The sequence below is a fragment of the Sphingomonas aerolata genome, assembly GCF_003046295.1.
Taxonomy (GTDB): Bacteria; Pseudomonadota; Alphaproteobacteria; order Sphingomonadales; family Sphingomonadaceae; genus Sphingomonas; species Sphingomonas aerolata.
This window is the reverse complement of record NZ_PZZN01000001.1, coordinates 746,095-767,841: the sequence shown is the minus strand read 5'-3', so window position 1 is coordinate 767,841 and position 21,747 is coordinate 746,095. Positions and strand designations below refer to the sequence as shown.

Genomic DNA, 21,747 nt, shown 5'->3' with positions numbered 1-21,747 from the left:
GCAGCCAAGCTAGGCGCAATTGTCGCGCGGGGGCAATCGGGTTCGTGATCGATCAGCCGCGTGCGTACCGCTTGAAATGTCGGCCGCTTGCTGGATGATGCGCCGAAACAACCGGGGGGTATCATGGCGCGCAGGGCAAAGGGATCGTGGCGGCCGTTCATCCAGGCCTTGCCGATCCTGATCGTCGGCTATGTCTCGACCATCCTGATCTGCGCGGTGCTGTTTGCGACGTTCGAGGGCAAGCCGGTCGATGTCGGCATCTGGTGGTCGTTCGTGACCGCGATGACGATCGGCTATGGCGACGTGTTTCCGGTGACGATGGGGGGCAAGATCGTCGCGGTCGCGCTGATGCATGCGGTACCGCTGTTCCTCGTGCCGCTGCTGACCGCGAAGATGGCGGCCAAGATGATCGTCGACAGCGACGCCTTCACGCATGCCGAGCAGGAGGAGATCAAGTTGGCGCTCGCGCGGATCGAGGCGATTCTCGCCCGTCATCCGCGGCAGGATTAATCGGGGGCCAGCACCGCGCGTTCGCGCCCGACCAGCGCCACCAGCCAGTCGGTGAAGGCACGGATCGCGTCGAAGCGGCCGGTGTCCTGGTGCGTCACCAGCCAGAAGGCGCGGCTGATGCGGATGTCGGGGAGGATCGCGACGAGCCCCGGATAGGCCTCGCCGATGAAGCACGGGAGCACGCCGATCCCCGCGCCCGACGCGATCATGTGCGCCTGCGCGTTGATGCTCGACGAGCGCAGCACGGGGTCGCGGACGCCCGGGATCTCGTCGAGATAGCGCAACTCGGGCGCGTAGACGATGTCGGGGACATAGCCGATCATCCGCCGGTCGCGCAGGTCGGCGATGCCGTGGACCGGGCCGTGCGCCGCGAGATGCTCCGCCGACGCATAGAGCCGCAGCGTATAGTCGGTGAGCTTGCGCGTCCGCAGCGGACCGCGGCGCGGGCGGGCGAGCAGGACCGCGACGTCGGTCTCGCGCCGGGTCGGGTTGAGGAAGCCGCTGGTCGCGACGAGATCGACCGCGAGTTTGGGATGCGCCTGTGCGAGCGTGCCGAGATGTCGGCTGACGAACCAAGTGCCGAACCCTTCGGCGACGCTGACGCGGATCGTGCCGTCGACCTCGGTCCGGCCCGCGGGCGGGGTGCGGATGTCCGACGCGATCGCCGCCATCGCGGTCGCGCGCGCGAGCAGGTCTTCGCCGGCGCTGGTCAGGATCTGGCCATCCGGGCCTTGTTCGAACAGCCGCTGGCCGACCGCGGTCTCGAGCCGACGGAGGCGGCGGCCGACCGTCGTCGCATCGACGCCGAGGCTCGCCGCGGCGCGCCCAAGCTGCTGCGCGCGAGCGACTTCGAGGAAGATCGGAAGGTCGCTCCAGTCCATGCCGACTGCAAATATGCAGCTAGCGCCTGCAAGTCTATCGCTTGTGTCGTGCGGGATGCGGTGGTGTAGAGGCCGCAAAACAAGGAGAGGCGCCATGACCGTTCGCACCATCGAGCATCTGATCGCAGGCGGCACTGCGGGTGGACCGTCCTCCGGCGGCGGCCGTAGCGGCGACGTGTTCGATCCCAATAGCGGCGAAATCCAGGCGCGCGTGACGCTCGGCACGCAGGCCGATCTCGACCGGGCAGTCGCTGCCGCGCACAAGGCGCAGCCGGGCTGGGCAGCGACCAACCCGCAGCGCCGCGCGCGCGTGATGTTCGAGTTCAAGCGGCTCGTCGAAGCGAACATGGACGAGCTCGCGCGGCTGTTGTCGTCCGAGCACGGTAAGGTGATCGCGGATTCAAAGGGCGATATCCAGCGCGGGCTCGAGGTGATCGAGTTCTGTTGCGGGATCCCGCACATTCTCAAGGGCGAGTACACGCAGGGCGCGGGGCCTGGGATCGACGTCTATTCGATGCGCCAGCCGCTCGGCATCGGCGCCGGCATCACCCCGTTCAACTTCCCGGCGATGATTCCGCTGTGGATGAGCGGGGTCGCGATCGCGACGGGCAACGCGTTCATCCTGAAGCCGTCCGAGCGCGATCCGTCGGTGCCGGTGCGGCTGGGCGAATTGTTCCTCGAGGCGGGGCTGCCCGAGGGGATCTTCCAGGTCGTCCACGGCGACAAGGAGATGGTCGACGCGATCCTCGATCATCCGGCGATTTCGGCGGTCAGCTTCGTCGGGTCTTCCGACATCGCGCATTACGTCTACCGCCGCGGCGTCGAGGCGGGCAAGCGCGTCCAGGCGATGGGCGGGGCGAAGAACCACGGCATCGTCATGCCCGACGCGGATCTCGACCAGGTCGTCGCCGATCTGTCGGGTGCGGCGTTCGGGAGCGCTGGCGAGCGCTGCATGGCGTTGCCGGTGGTCGTGCCGGTCGGCGAGAAGACCGCGATCGCGCTACGCGAGAAGCTGATCCCGGCGATTGCCGCGCTGCGCGTGGGTGTTTCGACCGACAATGACGCGCATTACGGCCCGGTGGTGAATGCGGCGCATCGCAGCCGGATCGAGAACTGGATCCAGACGGGTGTCGACGAGGGCGCAGAGCTGGTCGTCGACGGGCGCGGGTTCGAGCTTCAGGGGCATGAGAAGGGCTTCTTCATCGGGCCGTCGCTGTTCGATCACGTCACCACGGAGATGTCGGCGTACAAGGAGGAGATCTTCGGGCCGGTCCTCCAGATCGTCCGCGCCAAGGATTTCGAGGAGGCGGTGCGCCTGCCGAGCGAGCATCAGTACGGCAACGGCGTCGCGATCTTCACGCGCAACGGCCACGCCGCGCGCGAGTTCGCGGCGCGGGTGAATGTCGGCATGGTGGGGATCAACGTGCCGATCCCGGTGCCGGTGGCGTATCACACGTTCGGCGGCTGGAAGCGTTCGGCGTTCGGAGACACCAACCAGCACGGCATGGAGGGCGTGAAGTTCTGGACCAAGGTCAAGACGATCACGCAACGCTGGCCCGATGGCTCCGCGTTGCCAGCGATGGCGGAAGATGGCGGTCCGGCGCGGAACAACGACGCGTTCGTCATTCCGACGATGGGGTGAGTGGGGTGCGGCGTTTCCTCCCCGTCATCCTGGACTTGATCCAGGATCCAGAGCCATCGAGCGCAACGCCCGTGGCTCTGGATCCTCACTTTCGTCAGGATGACGGGGTGGGGAGGGGGTCGAAGCCCCAGTCTTCGGCCAGATCGCGCCAGGTCGGGTTGTCCGTCTCGATCAGCGTGGTCTTCCACGACCGTTTCCAGACCTTGAGCTGTTTCTCGCGCGTGATCGCCGCGTCCATCGTGTCTGCCATCGCAAACCAGACAAGCCGGTTCACGCCGTATCGCTTTGAGAACCCGTCGAACATGCCGTCGCGGTGCTGAACGATCCGCGCCATCAGGTCGGACGTGACGCCGATGTAGAGCGTTCCGTTGCGCCCGCTCGCCATGATATAGACCGCGGGTTGCCTAGCCATATCCTTCCCCCACCCCGTCATCCTGACGAAAGTCAGGATCCAGAGCCACAGGCGCCAGCATTCGCCGCTCTGGATACTGGGTCAAGCCCAGTATGACGACACAGGAAAGCCCGATGACCAACCAGTTCGACCTCACCGACGACCAGCGCGAGATCCAGGAGCTCGCGCGCCGCTTTACCGCCGACCGGATCACGCCGCATGCGGCCGAGTGGGACGAGAAGCACATCTTCCCGCGTGACACGATCAAGGCGGCGGCCGAGCTCGGTTTCGCGGCGATCTATGTCAGCGAGGAGAGCGGCGGCATCGCGCTCGGGCGTCTCGAAGCCGCGTTGATCATGGAGGCGATGTCGTACGGTTGTCCTTCGACCAGCGCGTTCATCAGCATCCACAACATGGCGGCGTGGATGATCGACCGGTTCGGCTCGGCCGCGGTGAAGGACAAGTATCTCCCCGATCTGGTGACGATGGACCGGCTGGCGAGCTATTGCCTGACCGAGCCGGGCTCGGGCTCCGACGCCGCCGCGCTCAAGACGCGCGCGGTGCGTGACGGCGACGACTGGATCGTGACGGGATCGAAGCAGTTCATCTCGGGCGCAGGCGAGAACGAGGTGTACGTCACCATGGTCCGCACCGGTGAGGAGGGGCCCAAGGGCATTTCGTGCCTGGTGATCGAGAAGGACATGCCCGGCGTGTCGTTCGGCGCGAACGAGAAGAAGCTTGGCTGGCATTCGCAGCCGACGCGGCAGGTGATCTTCGACGGCGTCCGCGTGCCGGGCGCGAACATGGTCGGCGGCGAGGGCGAGGGCTTTCGGATCGCGATGATGGGGCTCGACGGCGGGCGGCTCAATATCGGTGCCTGCTCGCTCGGCGGCGCGCAGCGGTGTCTCGACGAGGCGATCGCCTATACGCGCGACCGCAAGCAGTTCGGCAAGCCGATCGCGGACTTCCAGAACACGCAGTTCATGCTGGCCGACATGGCGACCGAACTCGAGGCGGCGCGCGCGTTGCTCTACATGGCGGCGGCCAAGGTCACGGCGAACGCGCCCGACAAGACCAAGTTCGCGGCGATGGCGAAGCGGCTGGCGACCGACACCGGCTCGTCGGTGGTCGACCGCGCGTTGCAGTTGCATGGCGGCTACGGGTATCTGCAGGATTACCCGATCGAACGCTTCTGGCGCGACCTGCGCGTGCATTCGATCCTCGAGGGTACCAACCAGGTCATGCGCATGATCGTCGGCCGCGAACTGACCCGGCAATGATTCGTAGGAAGAGGCCTCACACAGCGACCACCCCGGCGAAGGCCGGGGTCCAGGTGGGGGACGCGCATTGGCCAGGGGCCGTCCGTCGTTACATCGACCTTTCCAACTGGGCCCCGGCCTTCGCCGGGGTGGAGATTATATGAACGACCTGATCACGACCGTCGAAGGGCCTGTCGGCCGGATTCGATTGAACCGGCCCAAGGCGCTGCACGCGCTGAACCTTGCAATGTGCGAAGGCGTGCTGGACGCGCTCGAGGCGTGGCGCGGGGATGCGTCGGTTCAGGCGATCGTGGTGGATCACGCCGAGGGGCGCGGGTTCTGCGCCGGGGGCGATATCCGGATGCTCGCCGCGTCGGGAGCCGGCGACGGCGCCGAAGCGCGCGCGTTCTTCCATGCCGAGTATCGGATGAACCACCGGCTGTTCGTCTATGCCAAGCCGATCGTCGCGTTCATGGACGGGATCACGATGGGCGGCGGCGTCGGGCTCGCTTTACCGTGCGCGTACCGGGTGGCGACCGAGAACACGAAGTTCGCGATGCCCGAGACCGGGATCGGGCTGTTCCCCGATGTCGGCGGTGGCTGGTATCTGTCGCGGCTGCCCGGGCGGATCGGGCAGTATCTCGCGCTGACCGGGCACCGGCTCGATGGCGCGGAGTGTGTCGCGCTGGGGCTGGCGACGCATTATCTGCCGGGCGACGCGCTCGACACCGCCAAGGCGCGGATCGCGGCGACGCCGCAAGATATCGCGGGCGTGCTGGATGCGCTGTCGATCGCGCCGCCCGAAGCGCAGATCCTCGCGCGCAGGGACGAGATCGACCGGCTGTTCGCGTCCAATGTGCTCGAGGAAATCTATGCCGCGCTCGACGCCGATGGTGGGGAGTGGGCGGCAAGGACGCTCGCGACGCTCAGGACCAAGTCGCCGCAGACGATGAAGGTGTCGCTCCGGCTGCTTCACGAAGGCGCGGCGATGGCGAGTTTCGCAGACGAGATGAAACAGGAATATGCGGTCGGCGCGCATGTCGTGCAGCGGCACGATTTCATCGAGGGCGTGCGCGCGGTGATCGTCGACAAGGACAATGCGCCGCGCTGGGATCCGGCGACGCCCGAGGCGGTGAGCGATCACGTGATCGACCAGATCTTCGCGCCGTTGCCCGAGGCCGAGGCGTGGACGCCGGGCTAATCCGTCATCCTGACGAAAGTCGGGATTCAGGATGACGATGCTTATTGGAGACTGACATGGCCGATTACGAAACGATCCTCGTCGAGCAACGCGGCGGCGTCACGCTCGTCACGCTCAACCGGCCGCAGGCGCTCAACGCGCTCAATTCGCAGGTGCTCGCCGACCTGATCGCCGCGTTCGCCGCGTTCGATGCGGATCCGTCGCAGGGCTGTGCGGTGCTGACCGGTTCGGCCAAGGCGTTCGCGGCGGGCGCGGACATCAAGGAGATGCAGAGCCAGGGCTTTGCCGACATGTATGCGAGCAACTTCTTCGCCGGCTGGGAGCAGGTGACGCGGACGCGCAAGCCGATCATCGCCGCGGTCGCGGGCTATGCGCTGGGCGGCGGCTGCGAGGTCGCGATGATGTGCGACTTCATCCTCGCCGCCGACACTGCGAAGTTCGGCCAGCCCGAGATCAAGCTCGCGGTGTCCCCCGGCATGGGCGGATCGCAGCGCCTCACGCATGCGGTCGGCAAGGCCAAGGCGATGGAGATGGTGCTGACCGGGCGGATGATGGATGCGGTCGAGGCCGAGCGCGCCGGGCTGGTGTCGCGGATCGTGCCTGCCGACGAACTGGTCGAGGAGGCGGTGAAGACCGCCGCGACGATCGCCGCGATGGCGCCGCTGGCGGTGCTGGCGAACAAGGAGATGGTCAACGCGGCGTTCGAGACGAGCCTGTCGCACGGCGTCCAGTTCGAGCGGCGGCTGTTCCACGGCCTGTTCGGCACCGCGGACCAGAGCGAAGGCATGGCCGCCTTCGTCGAGAAGCGTGCGGGGACCTGGACGGGGAAGTAGCAGGCGCGTCGCTGCCCGCCCGCCCGCAATCGTCGCTGCCCGTCATCCTGACGAAAGTCAGGATCCAGGGTTACGGGCGGTGTCGGTCTTGGCTCTGGATCCTGACTTTCGTCAGGATGACGGAGTTTGGGGGGCAGGACGTAGCCGCAGATGGCGGGGTTGGTGCGCGAGCGGCACAGTCGCCGCGGCAGATTTAGGAGAGAGTACATGGCACGCATCGGATTCATCGGGCTCGGCAACATGGGCGGCGGGATGGCCGCGAACCTCGCGAAGAACGGCCATGACGTCCACGCGTTCGACCTGAACGCCGACGCGCTCGCCAAGGCAAAGGCGGCGGGCTGCCTCCCCGTCGACTCCGCCGCCGAGGCCGCCGACGGGGCGGAGGCGATCGTGACGATGCTGCCCGCGGGCAAGCACGTCGCCGAGGTGTATGACGCGCTGTTCGGCGTCGCGGGCCCGACCGCGATCCTGATCGACTGTTCGACGATCGACGTCGCGACCGCGAAGCAGGTCGCCGACGCCGCGCAGGCCAAGGGGCTCGCGGCGGTCGACGCGCCCGTCTCCGGCGGGATTGGTGCTGCCAATGCGGGCACGCTCACCTTCATGGTCGGCGGTTCGGCGGCGGCGTTCGAGCGCGCCGAGCCGATCCTTGCGGCGATGGGCAAGGCGGTGATCCATGCCGGCGCGAACGGCGCGGGGCAGGCGGCGAAGATCTGCAACAACATGATCCTCGGCGCGACGATGATCGCGACCTGCGAGGCGTTCGTGCTCGCGGACAAGCTCGGGCTCGACGCACAGGCCTTTTACGATATCGCCAGCGTCTCGTCGGGGCAGAGCTGGTCGATGACGAGCTATGCGCCGCTGCCGGGGATCGGCCCCGACACCCCCGCCGACCATGACTATCAGGGCGGGTTCGCCGCTGCCTTGATGCTCAAGGACTTGAGGCTCGCGATGGCGGCGGCGCAGGATGTCGGCGCCGACACGCCGATGGGGGCGAAGGCCGCCGAGCGCTACGAGGCGTTCGCCGAGGCCGGGCAGGGCGGACTCGACTTCTCCGCGATCATCCGCACGTTGCAGGGCAACGCCTAGCCCGGCGTGCGGCGGACCGGCGGGAGCGCGTTGCAGATGTCCGCACCGCCCGCCGGCACCGTGAAGAACGGCGGCGTCCGGTTCTCGCGCCCCGCGATCCAGGCGGTGAAGCGCGGGTTCGCCGTCGCGCGGTACTGGAAGTGCGGGCGGGTGGCGGCGGCAAGGTCGCTCGCCAGCCGCGCCGAGACGATCGGGCTGCGCTCCGCAGGCTTGGCGTAGAAGCCGAGCTCGCCCGTTCCGCGCGGCAGCGACGACAGCCACTCGATCCCGTCGACCACCCGCCCGACGACCGCGATGTTGCGGTCGAGCGCGCGCGGCGCATGGCCGATGACGGTGTAGAGCTCGGCGCCGCTGCCGACGCTCGGCGCCAGATCGCGCGCGACGCCGACCATGCCGTAGCAATGCGGCAGCCATTGCCGCGCGCCCGACCCAGCGAGCGGTCAGCCATCCGCGCTGTAGCCCGCCCATTCGGCATAGGGATCGCGCTTGGCCAGCCGCGCGACCGCGGTCGGCCCGGCCATATCATATTCGGCGGCGATCCCGTCCGCGACGCCGGGGACGAGCGGCTTCTTCTCGGTCGCATCGCCCCATTGCGCGACATAATTGTCCTGCACGCGGTACACGCTCGTCGCAGTGTCCCACCAGCGTGCGCGGGCGAGCGCGCGGATATTGGCGACATGCGCGGGGGCATAGGCAGATGCGAGTCGGAGCGTGAAGCCGTGTCCGTTCGCCAGCGTGAAGACGAGGATTTCGTCATCGGGGACCGCGACCCAGTCCGCCGCGACCGGATCGGACGGCAGCGGCGCCGGCACCGGCGTGGCTTGGGCGAGGGCGGCGGCGAGCAGGGTGGTGATCATCGCTGTGAGACTGCCCGAGTGCCGCCGCGCACGCAATCGCTTGCACCGCAGCCAAACCCGCTCTAGCAGGCGCGTTCCAGAGCAATGCGGAGCGGTGGCCGAGTGGTCGAAGGCGCTCGCCTGGAAAGTGAGTATACGTCAAAAGCGTATCGAGGGTTCGAATCCCTCCCGCTCCGCCACCCCACCTTTTGGATCTAAACCCAAAGTTGCGATCAAGTCGTCGGGTTCCTATAACCGTTTCCTGAAAGCGCGCGTGCTTGAAGCCGAACGTCACCGCACGATTTCCGCGGATATCGCGGGCCGTGGTTTATGTCGCGTTAGGCCGCGCCCCTGTATTGCGTACGGCCTATGCTCAGAGCTGAACGGTAAAAGCGGTGAAAATCCGCCCGTCCGCTTTCGGGCGGCGATTGCCGTGAACTGCCGTTCGTTCAGACGATGGGCTGCGGGTTTAGTCGCCTGACCCTTCCCGAGATCGGACGTCTGTTCAAAAGTCGTAAATATGTGATAGATCAATAGCTTACCGTAATTACAATCGTATCATTATAGGCTCCGGGGCGGGGCGAGAGATTGGCGGGGATCCTTCCGTAAATTTGGTAGGTCGAGCTCCCGCCAAGCAACGGGATGATATCGAAGGACCGCACGGTGGAGCTCCCGCCCGACCCGTCGCCCCAGATCTGCGTTCGCGCCGGATCCGCATAAAGCTGATAGGGCAAGGTCGCCGTTCCAGAGATCATGCGTCGCGCCGTATAGCTGCCATCTCGTCCCGGGCTGAGCGCGATCGTGTACCCGCCGAGACCGGAGAGTATGAAGCAGTTGATCGTGATCGTGCCCGTCGCGTCGTCCGCCGACGTGGCGGACCCGTCGTAGTTCCCGAACGCGACCCCGCTTGCCGATACCGAGCATCCCGCATCCGCGACCGCCGGTATCGCGAGGCAGAAGATCGCGAACAGCACGCGGGCGATCACGGGGCCGTCTCGACACAGGAAAACGGGCCAAGCCGCGCGAGACCCCGGTCCCGCGCAGCGACGGACAGTCCGACACGGCAGCGCGTGCCGTCGGGGCGCGCGACGTTCAGGACGGTGTGCTGGTCGAGCCCCTCGACGAAGGTCTCCCCGTCAAAGCCCAGGGGAAACGTCGCCCCGGACGCTTCCAGCGTGACGGTGCTTCCCGGTGGAAGTGGTCTACCGCTTGCGTCGACCAGGACCAGCACTGCGCCATTTGGTCGCTTGATCGGAAACCTGAGGACGACGCCTGCCCGATCCTGTGGCCGGACATCGCGTTCCCCGGTTGCGATCACGGCATCGGGCGGCAGATCGGTCGGCTCGATGGCGAGGTGATTCACCTAGAACGCCCGCAGGTCGGTCACCATCAGCTTGCCCGACCGGCCGGTTCGGCCGGCGACCCTGTTTTCGTGCAGCACCCGAACACCTGCCAAACCCTGCGTGTCGACAATCGCGAAACTGTCGTTGATCGTATTCGACAGGAATACCGAGCCATCGATTGCGGACACGGACCCGCGCGCCTGGGCACGGATCGTCGTTGCACCGTTGGCCCGATCGATCCCGGCGGCCAACCATCCGATGCGGGACCGATGTTGGACTTCGACAAACTGGCTGTCGATCGCGCCGCGCCCGATCGCCGCCTGATAGCCCCATGGATCGGCCTCGCTCGTGCCGCGCGCCGCCTGCAGCTGGCTTTGCCAGCGGCCGCCTTGCATCTGCCGATCAACACTCGCCTGACTGCGGCGTCCGAAGGGAAGCGACACGCCGAACATGATGCTGCGGCCGCCGCGTGCGGTGGTGTCGTGCGAGCCGTTCGCGTAGATCGATACCGGTCCCCGCTGCACGCTGTAGGTGACGGACGCCAGACGGACCGCGGAACCGCGGCCAAACATCGCCGGCGCGCCCTTCAGCCTTTCCCAGGCGACGTCGCCTGCCTGATCGAGGGCGGTATAGCCGAGGGACATCGTACCGGCCGGACCCATTGCAAGCGCAATGCTGGCGTCGGTCTGCTGGCGAATGGCAGGATAGCCATCGCTTGCCGCGATGTCGCGAAAGTCCTTCGTTGCAAATCCGTGGGACAGCCGGAGCGACACCAGTGAGTCGCGGTGTTCGATTTGCGCGACGCAGCGCACACCGTTCCCGTCCCGCCCGCTGCTGGCCGCACAGTCACCCGTGGCGATTGCCAAATTGGCCAGGTTTACCGACACGCCCGACCCGACGAGCGCCGCGCTGCGGGTTGCTTCGGCATAGAACGCCGCCGTCAGCCGTGGCGATACGCCCCAGCGGTAACTGCCGCTCGCCGCGAACTGTCCGTAGGCGTTGCTCTGGCTCCCGAATTGATGCCGGATAACGCCAGCCTGGACAGCGAACGTGTGCAACCCGGGTGCCAGCAGAGCATTGCTCGCATAATAGGCCACCGTCGTCCTGACGGATTGTCCCAGGGAATTCTGGAGGTTCAGCGAGACTTTGCCGCTGCCCGTCTGCACCGGCACGTTGCGGATCTCGAAGGGACCAGCGCCGATAGGCAGGGATATCGCGGATGTGTCGTTCACAAGGATGTCGGCGATGGTGGGAACGACCGCGTTTCCACGAAAATCGGGCAGCGGCATCGTGATCAGGTCGGGGCGCAGCGCGAAGTCCGAACCGAACTGGATGCCGCCGAGCCGGATCGCCCGTTGCGAGTCCGCGCCCGACGTTATGAAGTCGCCCAACCTGAGCCGCAGCAGGCGGTCGGGCAGCGAAACGGTGTAGTTGAAATCGAGCCTGGTCGCGCGATAGGTCGTCGTCGTCCCCGAACGGAATGCGGTCATCAAGGCCTGACCAGCCGCAACCCCATGGCCTGAAAAGACGCGTGCATCGAGGTACGCGGAAAAGGCCTGGCGACGAGCATCGCCGGTCGCTGTCGTATCGTAGTTCAGCGTGGAACCGGTCCCGCTCTCCACCGCTCCGGCCATGGCAGGATCGGCAGCGGCCGAGATCGTCGTTCTCACCAAACGCCCCTCGGAGGCGGTCACGTAGAGTCGGCCGGTAGCCTGGTCGACGTGCCAGCGAAAATCACGGTCGGCGACGATGTCCGCAAGTTCATCGCCGGGCGTGGTGCGCGGGGCAAGGCCGAGTTCGCCGAGCTCCTTGGGGGTTGCCGCCAGTCCGTCGCCGCGCAGAACAAACTCGCCGATTTTCCCGGTCGGGCGCCCATTGATCCAGACCTCCAGCAGCGTGGGTGCGGGAGCGGCCCCGGCATGGTCAGCGAGGCAGATCATCAGGAGAAATCGACAGGTCGATCGGAGGGCTTTGGCGCGCATCGCACGGTCCCGTCCCCGCTACCGCGCGAGGGCAACGGTGATGGGGCCCTTTCCGCCGTCCATCGTCAGCCGATAGCGGCCATCCGCGGCGGCTTGGATGGGCATGTCCTGGACCGGAAGTTCCCGCGTCGCGCCAGCCAGCAGATAGGGTGACCCACCGTTCTTGATGACGATCGGCGCGCCTTTCGTGTCGCGCAGCATAACGTTGCGCAGCGTCTCATGGCGCGCTCCCGGATTTTCGAGCACGAGCACCGTGTCACCGTCCCGGCGCGCCAGCCGAAATCGAACGCCGGGGTTCGCCGGAGCGACGGGCTCGACGAAGATCGGCATGGAAATGCGCAGGACCATGCGCACGGCACCGGGTTCGGACGCGCGCGGGATCTGATCGAGGATCAATCGGTACGTCAGTTCCTTGGACGTCGCCTTATGCCGCACGAGGACACGGAAGACCTGGTTCGAACGGGGTGGGATCGTCACGATGCGGGGACTGACGACCACATCGTCGGCCGGTGTGAGGACATCGTCGGGCTGTTGCGTCCAGGCGAAGGGCCGGATCTGGACCACCGTTTCCTCAGCGCCATCGTTGCGAACCGTCAGGCTCGTCGCCTGTTGCGAGGCGGCAAGATTGAACGTGACCGGGCTCACCGACAGGGATTGTGCCTGAAGCGGGGCGACGCACGTTGCCAGGACGATCCCGTATCCGCCCGCCATCGACCAGCGACGAAGCCTGTCGAAGCGCAAAAAACTTCCCCGGGCCATCAGTAGGTGATCGTTGCGGTCAGAGTATCCGAATAGGCTCCGGGAACGGGCAATTGACCCGCTGCAAGGCGCCCATAAACGGTAATGGCCTGAGCGCCCCCGTTGCCGGTGCCCGAGACCGTGTCCGTACCGATCGTCGTGCCCCAGCTATTGGTACGCGCACTGTCGCGATAGACGGCATAGGCGAGCACATCGACGCTGGGGCCGTTCATGTACCGGTTCGTTACGGTCGCCCCCGTGCCCAAGCCTGCGCTGACGCCGATGGTGTAGGCGGTGGTATCCGTGCAGGTCGCGGTGATCGTCGAAGTCGCGTCGGTTTGGGCCCCGGTATAGGTTCCGAACGTCAGTGCGGTCGCCGAAATCTGGCAACTCGACACGACGTTGGCCGTCACATTGAACGTCGTGTTCGCCGTCGATGCGCTTGCCGAGCCATTCGCCACAACCATGCATAGGGGAATGCTCAGAACGCGAGCCTGCGTTCTGAAAAAGGCTGTAGTGGTGTGAAGCGACGGCCGACCTATGCGCAGTAACGCAATATGCCGGGCCAAGTTCTGCGTAATCATAAGACGGCGACCTTTCTCAGGCAATTATAGAATGCCCGCCAAAGGAAGGGCGTCAGCCTCAGGAAAAACGTCACCATTTATATGCGGCGATCCACCACCGGTGGCCCTAACCAACTGCAGATTGTTGCGAATTAGGAAGTACTTCAGAGTCCACATGGACTGAGGAGTCTGGATGGTAATTCTTCACCTTATCGTACTGAAGCGCTTGTCCGCTTAAAAGGAGCGGCTGAGATTTATTGAGAATTTGTCCGAATACGTGCGCGCCGCAATCAACCCGAAAGGCGCCGATTATCATTCTCGCAGCCGTTTGAACCAACGGCTGCCTCCCACCGACTGCCCTAAATCGGACGCGCCACTTTCTTCTCGATCACGGCGTCCATGAGGAAATATCAGCCGCCAAAAGCCGTCAGCGCGAACAGGGAAATGCTTGAAGTCGGGGAGCGCGGAAGGTGGCAGAAATGGCCGGATTTGGGTCGAGTGTGTCAGTGTAGTGCAAGCGATGAATCAGACGCGTACCGTCCGCAGGTCTCAAACTTGACTTACGCGACCTTGCCGAACCCGTCACTGAAGCACCACGTGCCTCGCCCCCTCCGCTTCGCGTCATAAAGCGCAACGTCAGCGGATTTCAGGATTGATTGTATGCTGTCGCCGTCGCCGGGATAAAGCGCGATGCCGATGCTGAAACTTAGGCTCATCTGTCCTCCGTTGAAGTCGACAGCAGGCTGGACGCCATCGACGATGCGACCGCATGCCGCATCGATATCGGCGGTGCTGCCGATGTCGGGTAAGAGTATGGCAAACTCGTCACCGCCGAGCCGCGCGACATGGCTCAACTCGCCGACGGCTGCACGCAGACGCTCTCCTGCCGCGACGAGGAGCGCATCGCCAGCATCGTGGCCAAACGTGTCGTTGACGACCTTGAAATGGTCGAGATCGATCAGGAGCAAGGCAAACCGGGACTTTTGACGATCGGACAGTTCGATGAGATTGCGCATGTGTCGTGTGAACTGTCGACGATTGGCGAGGGAGGTAAGTCCGTCGAAATAGGCCAGATATTCGAGTTCGTCATGAGCTTTGCGTAGCGCCGCATCGCTCCGCCAGTTTGCCCGCACGCTTGCGAAGATATAACTGATGCAAAGACCCGACGCGATTGTCGACGTCAGAGTGGTAAAATAGCTTGCTGGTTCGACCAGCCAAGGCAGCGCGAGCATTGCGCTGGCGGGAACACCAACCTTGAACGCCACGATCGACGGAGCGCGGAAGGCAAAGGCCTGGGCGTGGATCAGCTGCGAAATCAGCATGACGATAACCGCCGAACCTATATCAGGTACCCTGCTCCACCACAGCAAAACCGGCAAGCTCGTCCACGCGATCGTCGTCATGAGTGCGGAGGCAATATAGTTGAGCCGCAGCGGCAGGCGCCCGCCATCCGGTCGCGCCAGCATGATACTGCATTGCCTGCACCACAGTTCTGCAAAGCCGACAAAGCTGATCCAGAGTATCGCAGCGCGAGAGCCCAGATGAGTGAGCAACAGCAAACTCGCCAGAGCGGCGATTACCAATCGCGGCAACAGCGTTTTCAGGCCGTCCAGCGCCGCCCCATCGAGCCGATGGTCTCCCAGCCGTTCCAGCCAACCACGCGATATCAGACCGCGGGGCATGATCACGTGTTCCCTGATGCCAGCACAGCCAGGATTGGGCGAATCCGGTCGCAGGGGCAGTGCGTAGTCCTGTGCCGCCGATCGTGATGGTAGGGAAAAGCGCCGACATGCATGCGTGCATTATAGGACAGCGTGAATCGATCGAGATAAGGACACCGAAAAGTTCAGCGATCGGACCTTGCCATCCAAGCTGCAGAAATCACCGGTTTTTGCATTGATCCAAGAACGGCATGAAACCTAGGGTTCCTCCAATGCAAAAGGCTGGTGCAGCTGTGGCACCCATGCAGTGGCTGGTTTTCCGGGGTGCAGCCCTAAAAGTGGAAAGTTCGCTTCCCTCTCCATTCCCGACACTTACAAAAAATCTGACGCCAAAAGCGGTCAATCGCGGCGCATGAATATCCAATAGCCGCCCGTACTGGCAGACTGGATGCGCACCGTCAGTTCCCGGTCGCGGTCCTCGAAGTCGCCGACGTGGCTGAACTCCAAATCGAGCATGCCCGATACCCGGGCACGCTCGACGCGACCGCGAAAGTCAGGATTGTCCATACAGGGGGCGATCCTGCTGAAGAAGTCCAGGCCGAGGCGGTCGTGATTGCCGGAGCCCGACAGGCGCCGCTCTGCCGCACTATAATATTCGACCTTGCCATCGTCGCCGATCCGGATTGCGCCATAGGGCAAGGCGTCGACCGTTTCGCTTGGTAGCGCCTCTATCGCCATCGCCAGCTGGGGCTCGTTGAAATCGGGTAGCTCACGGGGGTCAACCATCATCGTTCCCCCACCGCTTCACGTTCGATGACAACCGCACCGACGATATGATCGACGACGATCCCGTCCGACGAGAAGGGCAGCAACAGCCGCTCGAATGTTTCCCTATACCCGTCACCAAGGTTGATACGGGCATATTCATGCGATGGCTTGCCGGTCAGCGCGCAGCGGCGATAGGCCGCCTCGCGCGCCGCGAGGCTATCGTTGCCACTGACCGGCATCTCGGTGGCGGCGATGCTGTGCGGTACAGCGTTGCGCAAGGTGTCGCCGACCAGCGTGAAGGTGAAATGGATCGGCACCTTCCCCAAGTCGATCTGCGCAACCACGATCCGGTGCGGCTCGCTGCATGCATTGATCGTGAAGGTCTCGAACAACGGGATGACCGGGCCTGCGCGGACGGCGCGCCAGTGGTCGAGCAATGACCGGGTGCAATCGGACTTCAGGCGCAGCGTCAGCCGATCGAGCCGCTCGGCATCGGACGCACGCTGGTCCCGTGCAATCAGGATGCGGCGCAGCGCATAGTGCAATACGGCGGGATTGAAGGGCTTCTGCACGACCGTCTCACCATCGAGAGCGGCTTCGTTGGCGATCCCCGTCATGAACAGGCAGGGAATGTCCGATCCCGACGCGCGCACCTGCGCGACCAGGTCGTTACCGGTCATATCCGGCATGTGGACGTCGGTTATGAGCGCGTCGATCGCCCGCGTCCGTAACACGAGCAGCGCCGCCTGTGCGTCCGGCGCAACGATCACGTCGAAGCCGTGGTCAGACAATCCTTCGGCGATCATGGCGCACAATTCGGCGTCATCATCGACCAGCAGGACCGTTTCGAAAGCGCGCCCGGTCGCGTTGAAACCGGTCTCGTCGCTGCGGGGTACAGGATCGGAGGCGCCAGGATCAACGGCACGCGGCAGGAAGATCGAGAATGTGGTTCCGTGGCCGGGGCGGCTTTCGATACGCATGGCACCGCCCGATTGCTCCACGAAGCGCTGCACCATCGCGAGGCCCAGCCCGGTCCCCTTGCCGCGCGCCTTGGTCGTGAAGAACGGCTCGGTAATCCGCTGCAAGGTATCGCTGTCCATGCCGGGACCGTCGTCGGCCACGACGATCCTGATCGCGTCCTGGCCGTCCAGTTCCAGCGGAAGATCCGCTGAAGTCCGGGCGCAATTGCTGACGGCGATATGCAGGTGGCCGCCGCCATTCATCGCATCGCTGGCATTGTTGGCAAGGTTAAGCAGCGCCGATTGCAATTGTGTCGGGTCTGCCAGCACAGGCCAGAGATCGTCGTCGCAGTCGATCGCGAGCGCGACGTTGCCGCGCATGCCGTGCCGGACGAGGTCGGAAATCTCGCCAATCGCGCCGGCTAGGTCGACACGCTGCGCAACCACATCCTCCTGGCGCGCAAAGGCGAGCAGTTGTCGTACAAGCGCAGCACCCCGCTCGGCCGCGCGCTGACCCATCGTCGCAATCTGCTCGATGCGGGGGTCGTCATTGCGGTTCTGGATAATTGTGAGCCCGCCGATCACCGCGCCGAGAATGTTATTGAAGTCGTGCGCGATGCCCGACACGAGCTGACCAACCGCTTCGAGCTTTTGGCTTTGCAGTTGCGCAGCCTGTACCGCTTCGCGCCGCTCGATCTCGGCCGTGAGGCGTTCATTGGCGTGGTTCAGTGCCGCAGTGCGAGCACGGACACGACGCTCCAGGTCAATATTCAGGTCCCGCAACTCGGCCTCGCGGCGACCCAAGGCCCGCGTCCCGTACTCCCTGTCGATGAGATCATGGAAATAGCAGACGATGCCGTAGCATTCGTCCGGCAGTGTCACACGCTCGATCCGCCAGCCATATGCCTCGCGTGCCTCGATATCCGCGCGCTGTTCCGGCGTCGTTGCCGCGTCATACGCCATGCCAGTGTCGAGCGTCTGCCGGAAGCGGGCGATCGCTTCGCTGGCAAAGGGCTCGGGCCAGAGAGCGCGAAGAACGTCGGCGAAATCGCGGCCGAGCAGCGGCTGGATATTTTCGAATACCGTCCGGGCGCCGCGGCTGACTACGCGCAGCCTGAAATCCGCATCGACCAGGCAGATTTCGAGAGGGTTGTTCGCGATCAGCGCCTCGAACGTCTCGATCTGGCGGCGAAGCCGGCCTTTCTGGACCTTGTCATGCGTGATGTCGCGCATGACCGATACGAAGCCGGTGATTTCGCCCCGCTCATCGCGCGTCGCGAATGTCGAGCGCTGGACGTCGATGATGTCGTCGGTCTTCAGATTGACGAGCTGCATCTCGCCCTCCCACACGCCGTCCCGCCTCGCCGTCGGCACGACGACCTTGTCGACGAGGTGGCGTTGTTCTGGAACAACGTAATCGGTCAGCCGCATCGGGAAAATGTCGGCCGCCTCGACTCCGATCAGGCGTCGGCCGGCCGGATTGAGATAGGCGAGTCGACCGCCGGCGTCACAAAGGCCGATCAGGTCGCCGGTGTATTCCGCCATCTGGATCAGCGCGGCGCTTCCATGTGGAACCGCCTTGAGAGAGTCGGCGCGGCGCCCCTTGGCGAGAGGCTCTACGCTTTGACCGTCCTCGTTTGCGTCTTCCATAAAGGGCTCCCTGCCAGCGGGATCGATCCGGATGCGAAACATTAACCCTATTTCGCGGACGGCACCATATCGGTTGTGGTTCTTGCTAAAATCCGTTGTATTTCGGGAGTTGCACTCGGCCAGCTAAATCCAGCCTGACGGGCCGCGCGCGTCTCAGCGCACGAAGCTTCGAATCAGATTGCCAGCCTGTCGAAAAGGCATTCGGCGCTATCGCTGCTGTGATAGGGCGCGCCTCGGCTAACACCTTATCTGAATGACCGGCTGAGAATGTCGATCCCGCTCCCAGTTCCAAACGCTCAGCCGCAGTTTCGCGCGCGCCGGTACCGGACATCTGTTTATGTCGGGTTCGTGCCGGCCCCTGAGAGAAGCACGAATCCCGGGTGGCGATCTGAAGTCCAGCAGAAAAACGGCTTTTTGTATTGGTTTAGCTACCGTTTCGTCAGGCCTTCGCACTCGCTGTGGCGGAGAGAGGCCTGCCTCTGTTGACGTAGACCGCGAGAGAGACGCGGCCATTCGTAGTCGGCAGCGCATCTGCTTGCGAGAGAAGTGTTGCGGCAGCGCCGTACGAGCGGGAACGTCGCGATTAAGGCGCAGGCTCATCAACGTCGACGTTTATCCACGTCGCCATTTACACGTTGAAAACTTCGCGTTCTTATCTTGAGCTTGCGTCACCATTGAAAGTACCCAACAATGATCTTGGTCGTCGAGGACGAGACCGACGTCCGGGAGGAGTTGGTTGAAATGTTAGAATTGCGCTCGTTCGCGGTTAGCGGCGCAGCGTGTGTGGCCCTTGCGCTGGAGAGCCTGAAGTAAGGTTCCAGCCACGTAACCCTGTTGACGGACCTCCGCTTGCGAGACGGCAGTGGCCTTGACCTGGTCCGCGCAATCCGAGCCGACCCTGACCTGCGGGCAAAGGTGAACACCATAATCCTGATGACAGGCCACACCGATCTGACCGAACAAATAGAGCATGAAACCAGGAAGAAGGATCTTCATGTCCTTTTCAAGCCAGTCGATTTAGAATTGCTCCTGTCACTGCTTACACAAGACGGGCGGGGTTGATGAATGACATCGTCAACCGCTTACGCCACGGCGGCGAGTTTCAGCTAGCCGCAGAGCCGCTACGGCAAATGACCGTCCAGGGATGGGCTCTGACGATCGTCCTTTTGGCCGTGGCCATCGGCGCGAGTTCCTTCCGCATTATTCTTGCGCCCGGGTTCGAAATGTATCTAGGCCCCCTTTTCTACCTTCTCGCATACAGGTTGGGTGGTCTGCGGCTAGCCATTCCCATGGTGCTGCTAACGATGGCGTCATCCTGGTTCTGGTGGGGCCATATCTTTACCATCGCGCTGGCGCTGGGGCATGTAGTTTTCATCAATTGGACTCGCTTCGCTGGCTCGTCACTTGCCATCGCCACCGCCGTCTTTTTGCTTACCATCGGGACGGCGGCGGGGTTTCTATTCCTGCGCATCAACTACGATGCGTCGCTGACGATTTTCGCGCTGACGATGATCCGCAAGCTTCTCAACGATGTGTTGATGGCAGCGCTGGTCGATCTAGCGCTGTCACTCTTCGTCGTGAACCTTCCAGCCGGTCGGGTCTCGCTGCGCCGCACGATCAGCCTCGCCCAGCTCTTGCCGGCATCCATTACACTCATCGTGCTCGCGTGCGCGCTCGTCATGTTTGTCAGCAGTGTCCGGCGCTTTCCGGAAGAATTTAAATCCTTCATGGCCGAAACCGCGCTTCTGGCTGAGGTGCGGATCGGTCGCGGGCTCGTGACCGGAAATGGGTTCTTGGGCGTGGCAGAAACGCACAATACAGGAAGGCACCCCCAACGACTACTTATCTCGGACGACGAAAGCAGCCTGCGCTCCGCACAAGCGATGCAGCTTTTCGGCTGCACACGGATCGATGATGGACTGCAAGTGACGGGGCCGAACGACCGCAATACGTTCGCCTACTGGGTTACCGCGTGCCAGCTCGGCCGTTACACTCTTCCTGACCGCAAATATTTCTATCTCTACTCAACCCGACCCGCTGCCGAGAGTGCCTATCGCGTGGTGCTTCTAGAGATGCTCGGCCTGGGTGTCATTCTCGTCGTGTCGATCTTGCTGCAGCTGCTCATCACGCGCGCCCTGCGTCGTTCGCTGCAGGCCTGGAAGGAAGTCGCGGAAGGGTTCGGCCAGCCTGGCCTTTCGCTGCCTCAAAAGCTTACATTCAACGAGTTCGACCGCCCGATCGCAGCTATCGTCACCGCGAACAACAGCTTTGCCGAGTTGGTGCAAGAGCGCTTGCGAATTGCCCGGGCATTCATCGAACTCAAAAAGGAAATGGACCTGAGTCTTGCGGCGGATATCCGCTTCGACGCTGCCAAGGGCACCCTCGCTTTTCTGGACATGAACATCGAACGGGTTGCACAGGAGCGGTCCGAAGCAATCCATACCAATGATTGTCTAGCTTTTGCGGACATCTGCGATGATGCCGAGGCGTTTGTCGAGTTTCGGCTTGCAGACCAGGAATCGAGTGATTGGTATCTATTCGTCGGTCGCGACCTCCTGGCTCCCGGCCATTGGCGTTCGGGGTGGTTGGTGCGCCTCCGGCAGTCGAAGCTGGCGCAGAATCGGATGCTTCAGCAGGCGCGTCTCGTCGAGCTCGGGGGCATGGCCTCAGCCCTGAGTCATGAGCTCAAACAACCTCTCTTCACCATCTCGCTTTCTGCCGAGAATGGCCGATTGTTGCTCGATCAGGCGAGTCCCGATGGTGCGGCGCGTGCTCGCGATAAGTTTGATCGGATCAGCGAACAGGTAAACCGCGCACGCGATATCATTGCGCGTATTTCGCGCTACGCTCGGATCGAGAATGACAGCCCCGAACCGCTTGATCTGGGCGACGTCGTCAGCACAACATTGTCCTTCATGCGGCCGTTGCTGATCCAGCACGATGTCGGCGTGAAAATGACGTTGCCAGACGGGCCGCCGGTTCTGCTCCTTGCTCCGCGCGTCGGTCTCGAGCAGGTGCTCGTCAACGCCATTCAGAACGCGGTCGACTCCATCGCAACGCGCCGCGAAGCCGAGGACGCGGCTCTAACCGGTGCCGTCGAACTGGAGGTAACTATCTCAGAGAGCGGCGTTCGCATCAGTATTGTGGACAATGGCGCCGGGCTGTCTTTGAGTCATCCGGACCGGGCATTCGATGCCTTCATGACCACCAAGGAGACGGATCGCGGGACAGGTCTTGGCCTCTATATCTCCCGGCAGATCGTCATGGAAATCGGCGGAAAGATCAGCATCAGATCGCGCGAAGCTCCGGAGCAAGGTGCGATCCTGACCATCGATTTTCCCGATTTCGTGGCTATTTAGCCTATCAGGCTTCGATTGGAGGCGGTGGATCGAACCTGACCGCCGCGCTGCTGACGTTGAGCCTGAACAAATGGCCGTTCTT

Annotated in this window: 20 protein-coding genes and 1 tRNA gene; 8 read left to right on the top strand and 13 right to left on the bottom strand. The window is 63.8% G+C overall.

Annotation, left to right across the window (positions count from 1 at the left end; genetic code table 11):
* The first annotated feature begins 123 nt into the window (after positions 1–123).
* Positions 124–510, top strand: a complete 387-nt coding sequence (locus tag C8J24_RS03540) for a potassium channel family protein (RefSeq protein ID WP_107930345.1) — start codon at positions 124–126, stop codon at positions 508–510.
* On the opposite strand, the gene C8J24_RS03535 is transcribed toward C8J24_RS03540, so the two are convergent.
* Positions 507–1,391 carry a LysR family transcriptional regulator gene (locus C8J24_RS03535; RefSeq protein ID WP_107930342.1) on the bottom strand — a complete coding sequence of 295 codons (885 nt, stop codon included), beginning with the start codon at positions 1,389–1,391 and terminating at the stop codon, positions 507–509. The genes C8J24_RS03540 and C8J24_RS03535 overlap by 4 nt on opposite strands.
* A gap of 94 nt (positions 1,392–1,485) precedes the next feature.
* Here C8J24_RS03535 and C8J24_RS03530 point away from each other — a divergent pair, with 94 nt between their 5' ends.
* On the top strand, positions 1,486–3,033 hold the full coding sequence (locus C8J24_RS03530) for a CoA-acylating methylmalonate-semialdehyde dehydrogenase (protein WP_107930340.1): 1,548 nt from the start codon (positions 1,486–1,488) through the stop codon (positions 3,031–3,033).
* Positions 3,034–3,127: 94 nt separating this feature from the next.
* Here the strand turns inward: C8J24_RS03530 and C8J24_RS03525 are convergent, their stop codons facing one another.
* Positions 3,128–3,445, bottom strand: a complete 318-nt coding sequence (locus C8J24_RS03525; RefSeq protein WP_031439858.1) for a GIY-YIG nuclease family protein — start codon at positions 3,443–3,445, stop codon at positions 3,128–3,130.
* Between the two features lie 113 nt (positions 3,446–3,558).
* On the opposite strand from C8J24_RS03525, the gene C8J24_RS03520 reads away from it, so the two are divergent.
* The 4 genes from C8J24_RS03520 (at position 3,559) to mmsB (ending at position 7,806) form a co-directional block, all read left to right on the top strand.
* Positions 3,559–4,704: an acyl-CoA dehydrogenase family protein gene (locus C8J24_RS03520; RefSeq protein WP_031394233.1), complete on the top strand. Its 1,146-nt coding sequence runs from the start codon at positions 3,559–3,561 to the stop codon at positions 4,702–4,704.
* Between the two features lie 139 nt (positions 4,705–4,843).
* The gene (locus C8J24_RS03515; protein WP_107930338.1) at positions 4,844–5,884 is read left to right on the top strand and encodes an enoyl-CoA hydratase/isomerase family protein; all 1,041 of its coding nucleotides are present in this window, start codon (positions 4,844–4,846) and stop codon (positions 5,882–5,884) included.
* A 56-nt stretch (positions 5,885–5,940) separates the two neighbouring features.
* Positions 5,941–6,717, top strand: a complete 777-nt coding sequence (locus tag C8J24_RS03510) for an enoyl-CoA hydratase (RefSeq protein WP_037529758.1) — start codon at positions 5,941–5,943, stop codon at positions 6,715–6,717.
* A gap of 207 nt (positions 6,718–6,924) precedes the next feature.
* On the top strand, positions 6,925–7,806 hold the full coding sequence (mmsB, locus tag C8J24_RS03505) for a 3-hydroxyisobutyrate dehydrogenase (protein ID WP_107930336.1): 882 nt from the start codon (positions 6,925–6,927) through the stop codon (positions 7,804–7,806).
* Here mmsB and C8J24_RS18020 read toward each other — a convergent pair.
* The gene (locus tag C8J24_RS18020; protein WP_338110776.1) at positions 7,803–8,198 is read right to left on the bottom strand and encodes a hypothetical protein; all 396 of its coding nucleotides are present in this window, start codon (positions 8,196–8,198) and stop codon (positions 7,803–7,805) included. The genes mmsB and C8J24_RS18020 overlap by 4 nt on opposite strands.
* Positions 8,199–8,246: 48 nt before the next feature.
* Positions 8,247–8,663: a peptidylprolyl isomerase gene (locus C8J24_RS18015; RefSeq protein ID WP_338110775.1), complete on the bottom strand. Its 417-nt coding sequence runs from the start codon at positions 8,661–8,663 to the stop codon at positions 8,247–8,249.
* A gap of 88 nt (positions 8,664–8,751) precedes the next feature.
* Between C8J24_RS18015 and C8J24_RS03495 the strand changes: the two genes are divergently transcribed.
* Positions 8,752–8,842: transfer RNA gene (locus C8J24_RS03495), tRNA-Ser, on the top strand.
* A 330-nt stretch (positions 8,843–9,172) separates the two neighbouring features.
* Here the strand turns inward: C8J24_RS03495 and C8J24_RS03490 are convergent.
* The 9 genes from C8J24_RS03490 to C8J24_RS17480 form a co-directional block, all read right to left on the bottom strand.
* Positions 9,173–9,628 (bottom strand): Csu type fimbrial protein, encoded by a 456-nt coding sequence (locus C8J24_RS03490; protein WP_107930334.1) that lies wholly within the window; start codon positions 9,626–9,628, stop codon positions 9,173–9,175.
* The gene (locus C8J24_RS03485) at positions 9,625–10,005 is read right to left on the bottom strand and encodes a FimD/PapC C-terminal domain-containing protein (RefSeq protein ID WP_107930333.1); all 381 of its coding nucleotides are present in this window, start codon (positions 10,003–10,005) and stop codon (positions 9,625–9,627) included. The genes C8J24_RS03490 and C8J24_RS03485 overlap by 4 nt, the downstream gene beginning before the upstream one ends.
* A complete protein-coding gene (locus C8J24_RS03480) occupies positions 10,006–11,967 on the bottom strand; it encodes a fimbria/pilus outer membrane usher protein (RefSeq protein ID WP_107930331.1) in 1,962 nt (653 codons plus the stop codon).
* Between the two features lie 18 nt (positions 11,968–11,985).
* Complete coding sequence (locus C8J24_RS03475; protein ID WP_208620904.1) at positions 11,986–12,708, bottom strand: fimbrial biogenesis chaperone; 723 nt, start codon at positions 12,706–12,708, stop codon at positions 11,986–11,988.
* Positions 12,709–12,725: 17 nt separating this feature from the next.
* On the bottom strand, positions 12,726–13,172 hold the full coding sequence (locus C8J24_RS03470) for a Csu type fimbrial protein (protein WP_051916248.1): 447 nt from the start codon (positions 13,170–13,172) through the stop codon (positions 12,726–12,728).
* A 656-nt stretch (positions 13,173–13,828) separates the two neighbouring features.
* A complete protein-coding gene (locus C8J24_RS03465) occupies positions 13,829–14,950 on the bottom strand; it encodes a GGDEF domain-containing protein (protein ID WP_146163631.1) in 1,122 nt (373 codons plus the stop codon).
* 378 nt (positions 14,951–15,328) lie between these two features.
* A complete protein-coding gene (locus tag C8J24_RS03460) occupies positions 15,329–15,718 on the bottom strand; it encodes a hypothetical protein (RefSeq protein WP_208620903.1) in 390 nt (129 codons plus the stop codon).
* On the bottom strand, positions 15,715–18,306 hold the full coding sequence (locus C8J24_RS03455; RefSeq protein WP_167396687.1) for an ATP-binding protein: 2,592 nt from the start codon (positions 18,304–18,306) through the stop codon (positions 15,715–15,717). The genes C8J24_RS03460 and C8J24_RS03455 overlap by 4 nt, the downstream gene beginning before the upstream one ends.
* Before the next feature lie 744 nt (positions 18,307–19,050).
* Positions 19,051–19,302: a hypothetical protein gene (locus tag C8J24_RS17480; protein ID WP_167396686.1), complete on the bottom strand. Its 252-nt coding sequence runs from the start codon at positions 19,300–19,302 to the stop codon at positions 19,051–19,053.
* Between the two features lie 65 nt (positions 19,303–19,367).
* Between C8J24_RS17480 and C8J24_RS03445 the strand changes: the two genes are divergently transcribed.
* Positions 19,368–21,665, top strand: a complete 2,298-nt coding sequence (locus C8J24_RS03445) for a sensor histidine kinase (RefSeq protein WP_107930319.1) — start codon at positions 19,368–19,370, stop codon at positions 21,663–21,665.
* Positions 21,666–21,747: the final 82 nt, after the last annotated feature.

Excerpts from the sequence above, each read along its gene's own strand:
- C8J24_RS03465 (WP_146163631.1), bottom strand. The coding sequence starts at position 14,950 with ATGCCCCGCGGTCTGATATCGCGTGGTTGGCTGGAACGGCTGGGAGAC.
- C8J24_RS03515 (WP_107930338.1), top strand. The coding sequence starts at position 4,844 with ATGAACGACCTGATCACGACCGTCGAAGGGCCTGTCGGCCGGATTCGA.
- C8J24_RS03540 (WP_107930345.1), top strand. The coding sequence starts at position 124 with ATGGCGCGCAGGGCAAAGGGATCGTGGCGGCCGTTCATCCAGGCCTTG.
- C8J24_RS03530 (WP_107930340.1), top strand. The coding sequence starts at position 1,486 with ATGACCGTTCGCACCATCGAGCATCTGATCGCAGGCGGCACTGCGGGT.
- C8J24_RS18015 (WP_338110775.1), bottom strand. The coding sequence starts at position 8,663 with ATGATCACCACCCTGCTCGCCGCCGCCCTCGCCCAAGCCACGCCGGTG.
- C8J24_RS03510 (WP_037529758.1), top strand. The coding sequence starts at position 5,941 with ATGGCCGATTACGAAACGATCCTCGTCGAGCAACGCGGCGGCGTCACG.
- C8J24_RS03480 (WP_107930331.1), bottom strand. The coding sequence starts at position 11,967 with ATGCGCGCCAAAGCCCTCCGATCGACCTGTCGATTTCTCCTGATGATC.
- C8J24_RS18020 (WP_338110776.1), bottom strand. The coding sequence starts at position 8,198 with ATGGTCGGCGTCGCGCGCGATCTGGCGCCGAGCGTCGGCAGCGGCGCC.
- C8J24_RS03445 (WP_107930319.1), top strand. The coding sequence starts at position 19,368 with ATGAATGACATCGTCAACCGCTTACGCCACGGCGGCGAGTTTCAGCTA.
- C8J24_RS03535 (WP_107930342.1), bottom strand. The coding sequence starts at position 1,391 with ATGGACTGGAGCGACCTTCCGATCTTCCTCGAAGTCGCTCGCGCGCAG.
- C8J24_RS03460 (WP_208620903.1), bottom strand. The coding sequence starts at position 15,718 with ATGATGGTTGACCCCCGTGAGCTACCCGATTTCAACGAGCCCCAGCTG.
- C8J24_RS17480 (WP_167396686.1), bottom strand. The coding sequence starts at position 19,302 with ATGAAGATCCTTCTTCCTGGTTTCATGCTCTATTTGTTCGGTCAGATC.
- C8J24_RS03520 (WP_031394233.1), top strand. The coding sequence starts at position 3,559 with ATGACCAACCAGTTCGACCTCACCGACGACCAGCGCGAGATCCAGGAG.
- C8J24_RS03525 (WP_031439858.1), bottom strand. The coding sequence starts at position 3,445 with ATGGCTAGGCAACCCGCGGTCTATATCATGGCGAGCGGGCGCAACGGA.
- C8J24_RS03455 (WP_167396687.1), bottom strand. The coding sequence starts at position 18,306 with ATGGAAGACGCAAACGAGGACGGTCAAAGCGTAGAGCCTCTCGCCAAG.
- C8J24_RS03470 (WP_051916248.1), bottom strand. The coding sequence starts at position 13,172 with ATGGTTGTGGCGAATGGCTCGGCAAGCGCATCGACGGCGAACACGACG.
- mmsB (WP_107930336.1), top strand. The coding sequence starts at position 6,925 with ATGGCACGCATCGGATTCATCGGGCTCGGCAACATGGGCGGCGGGATG.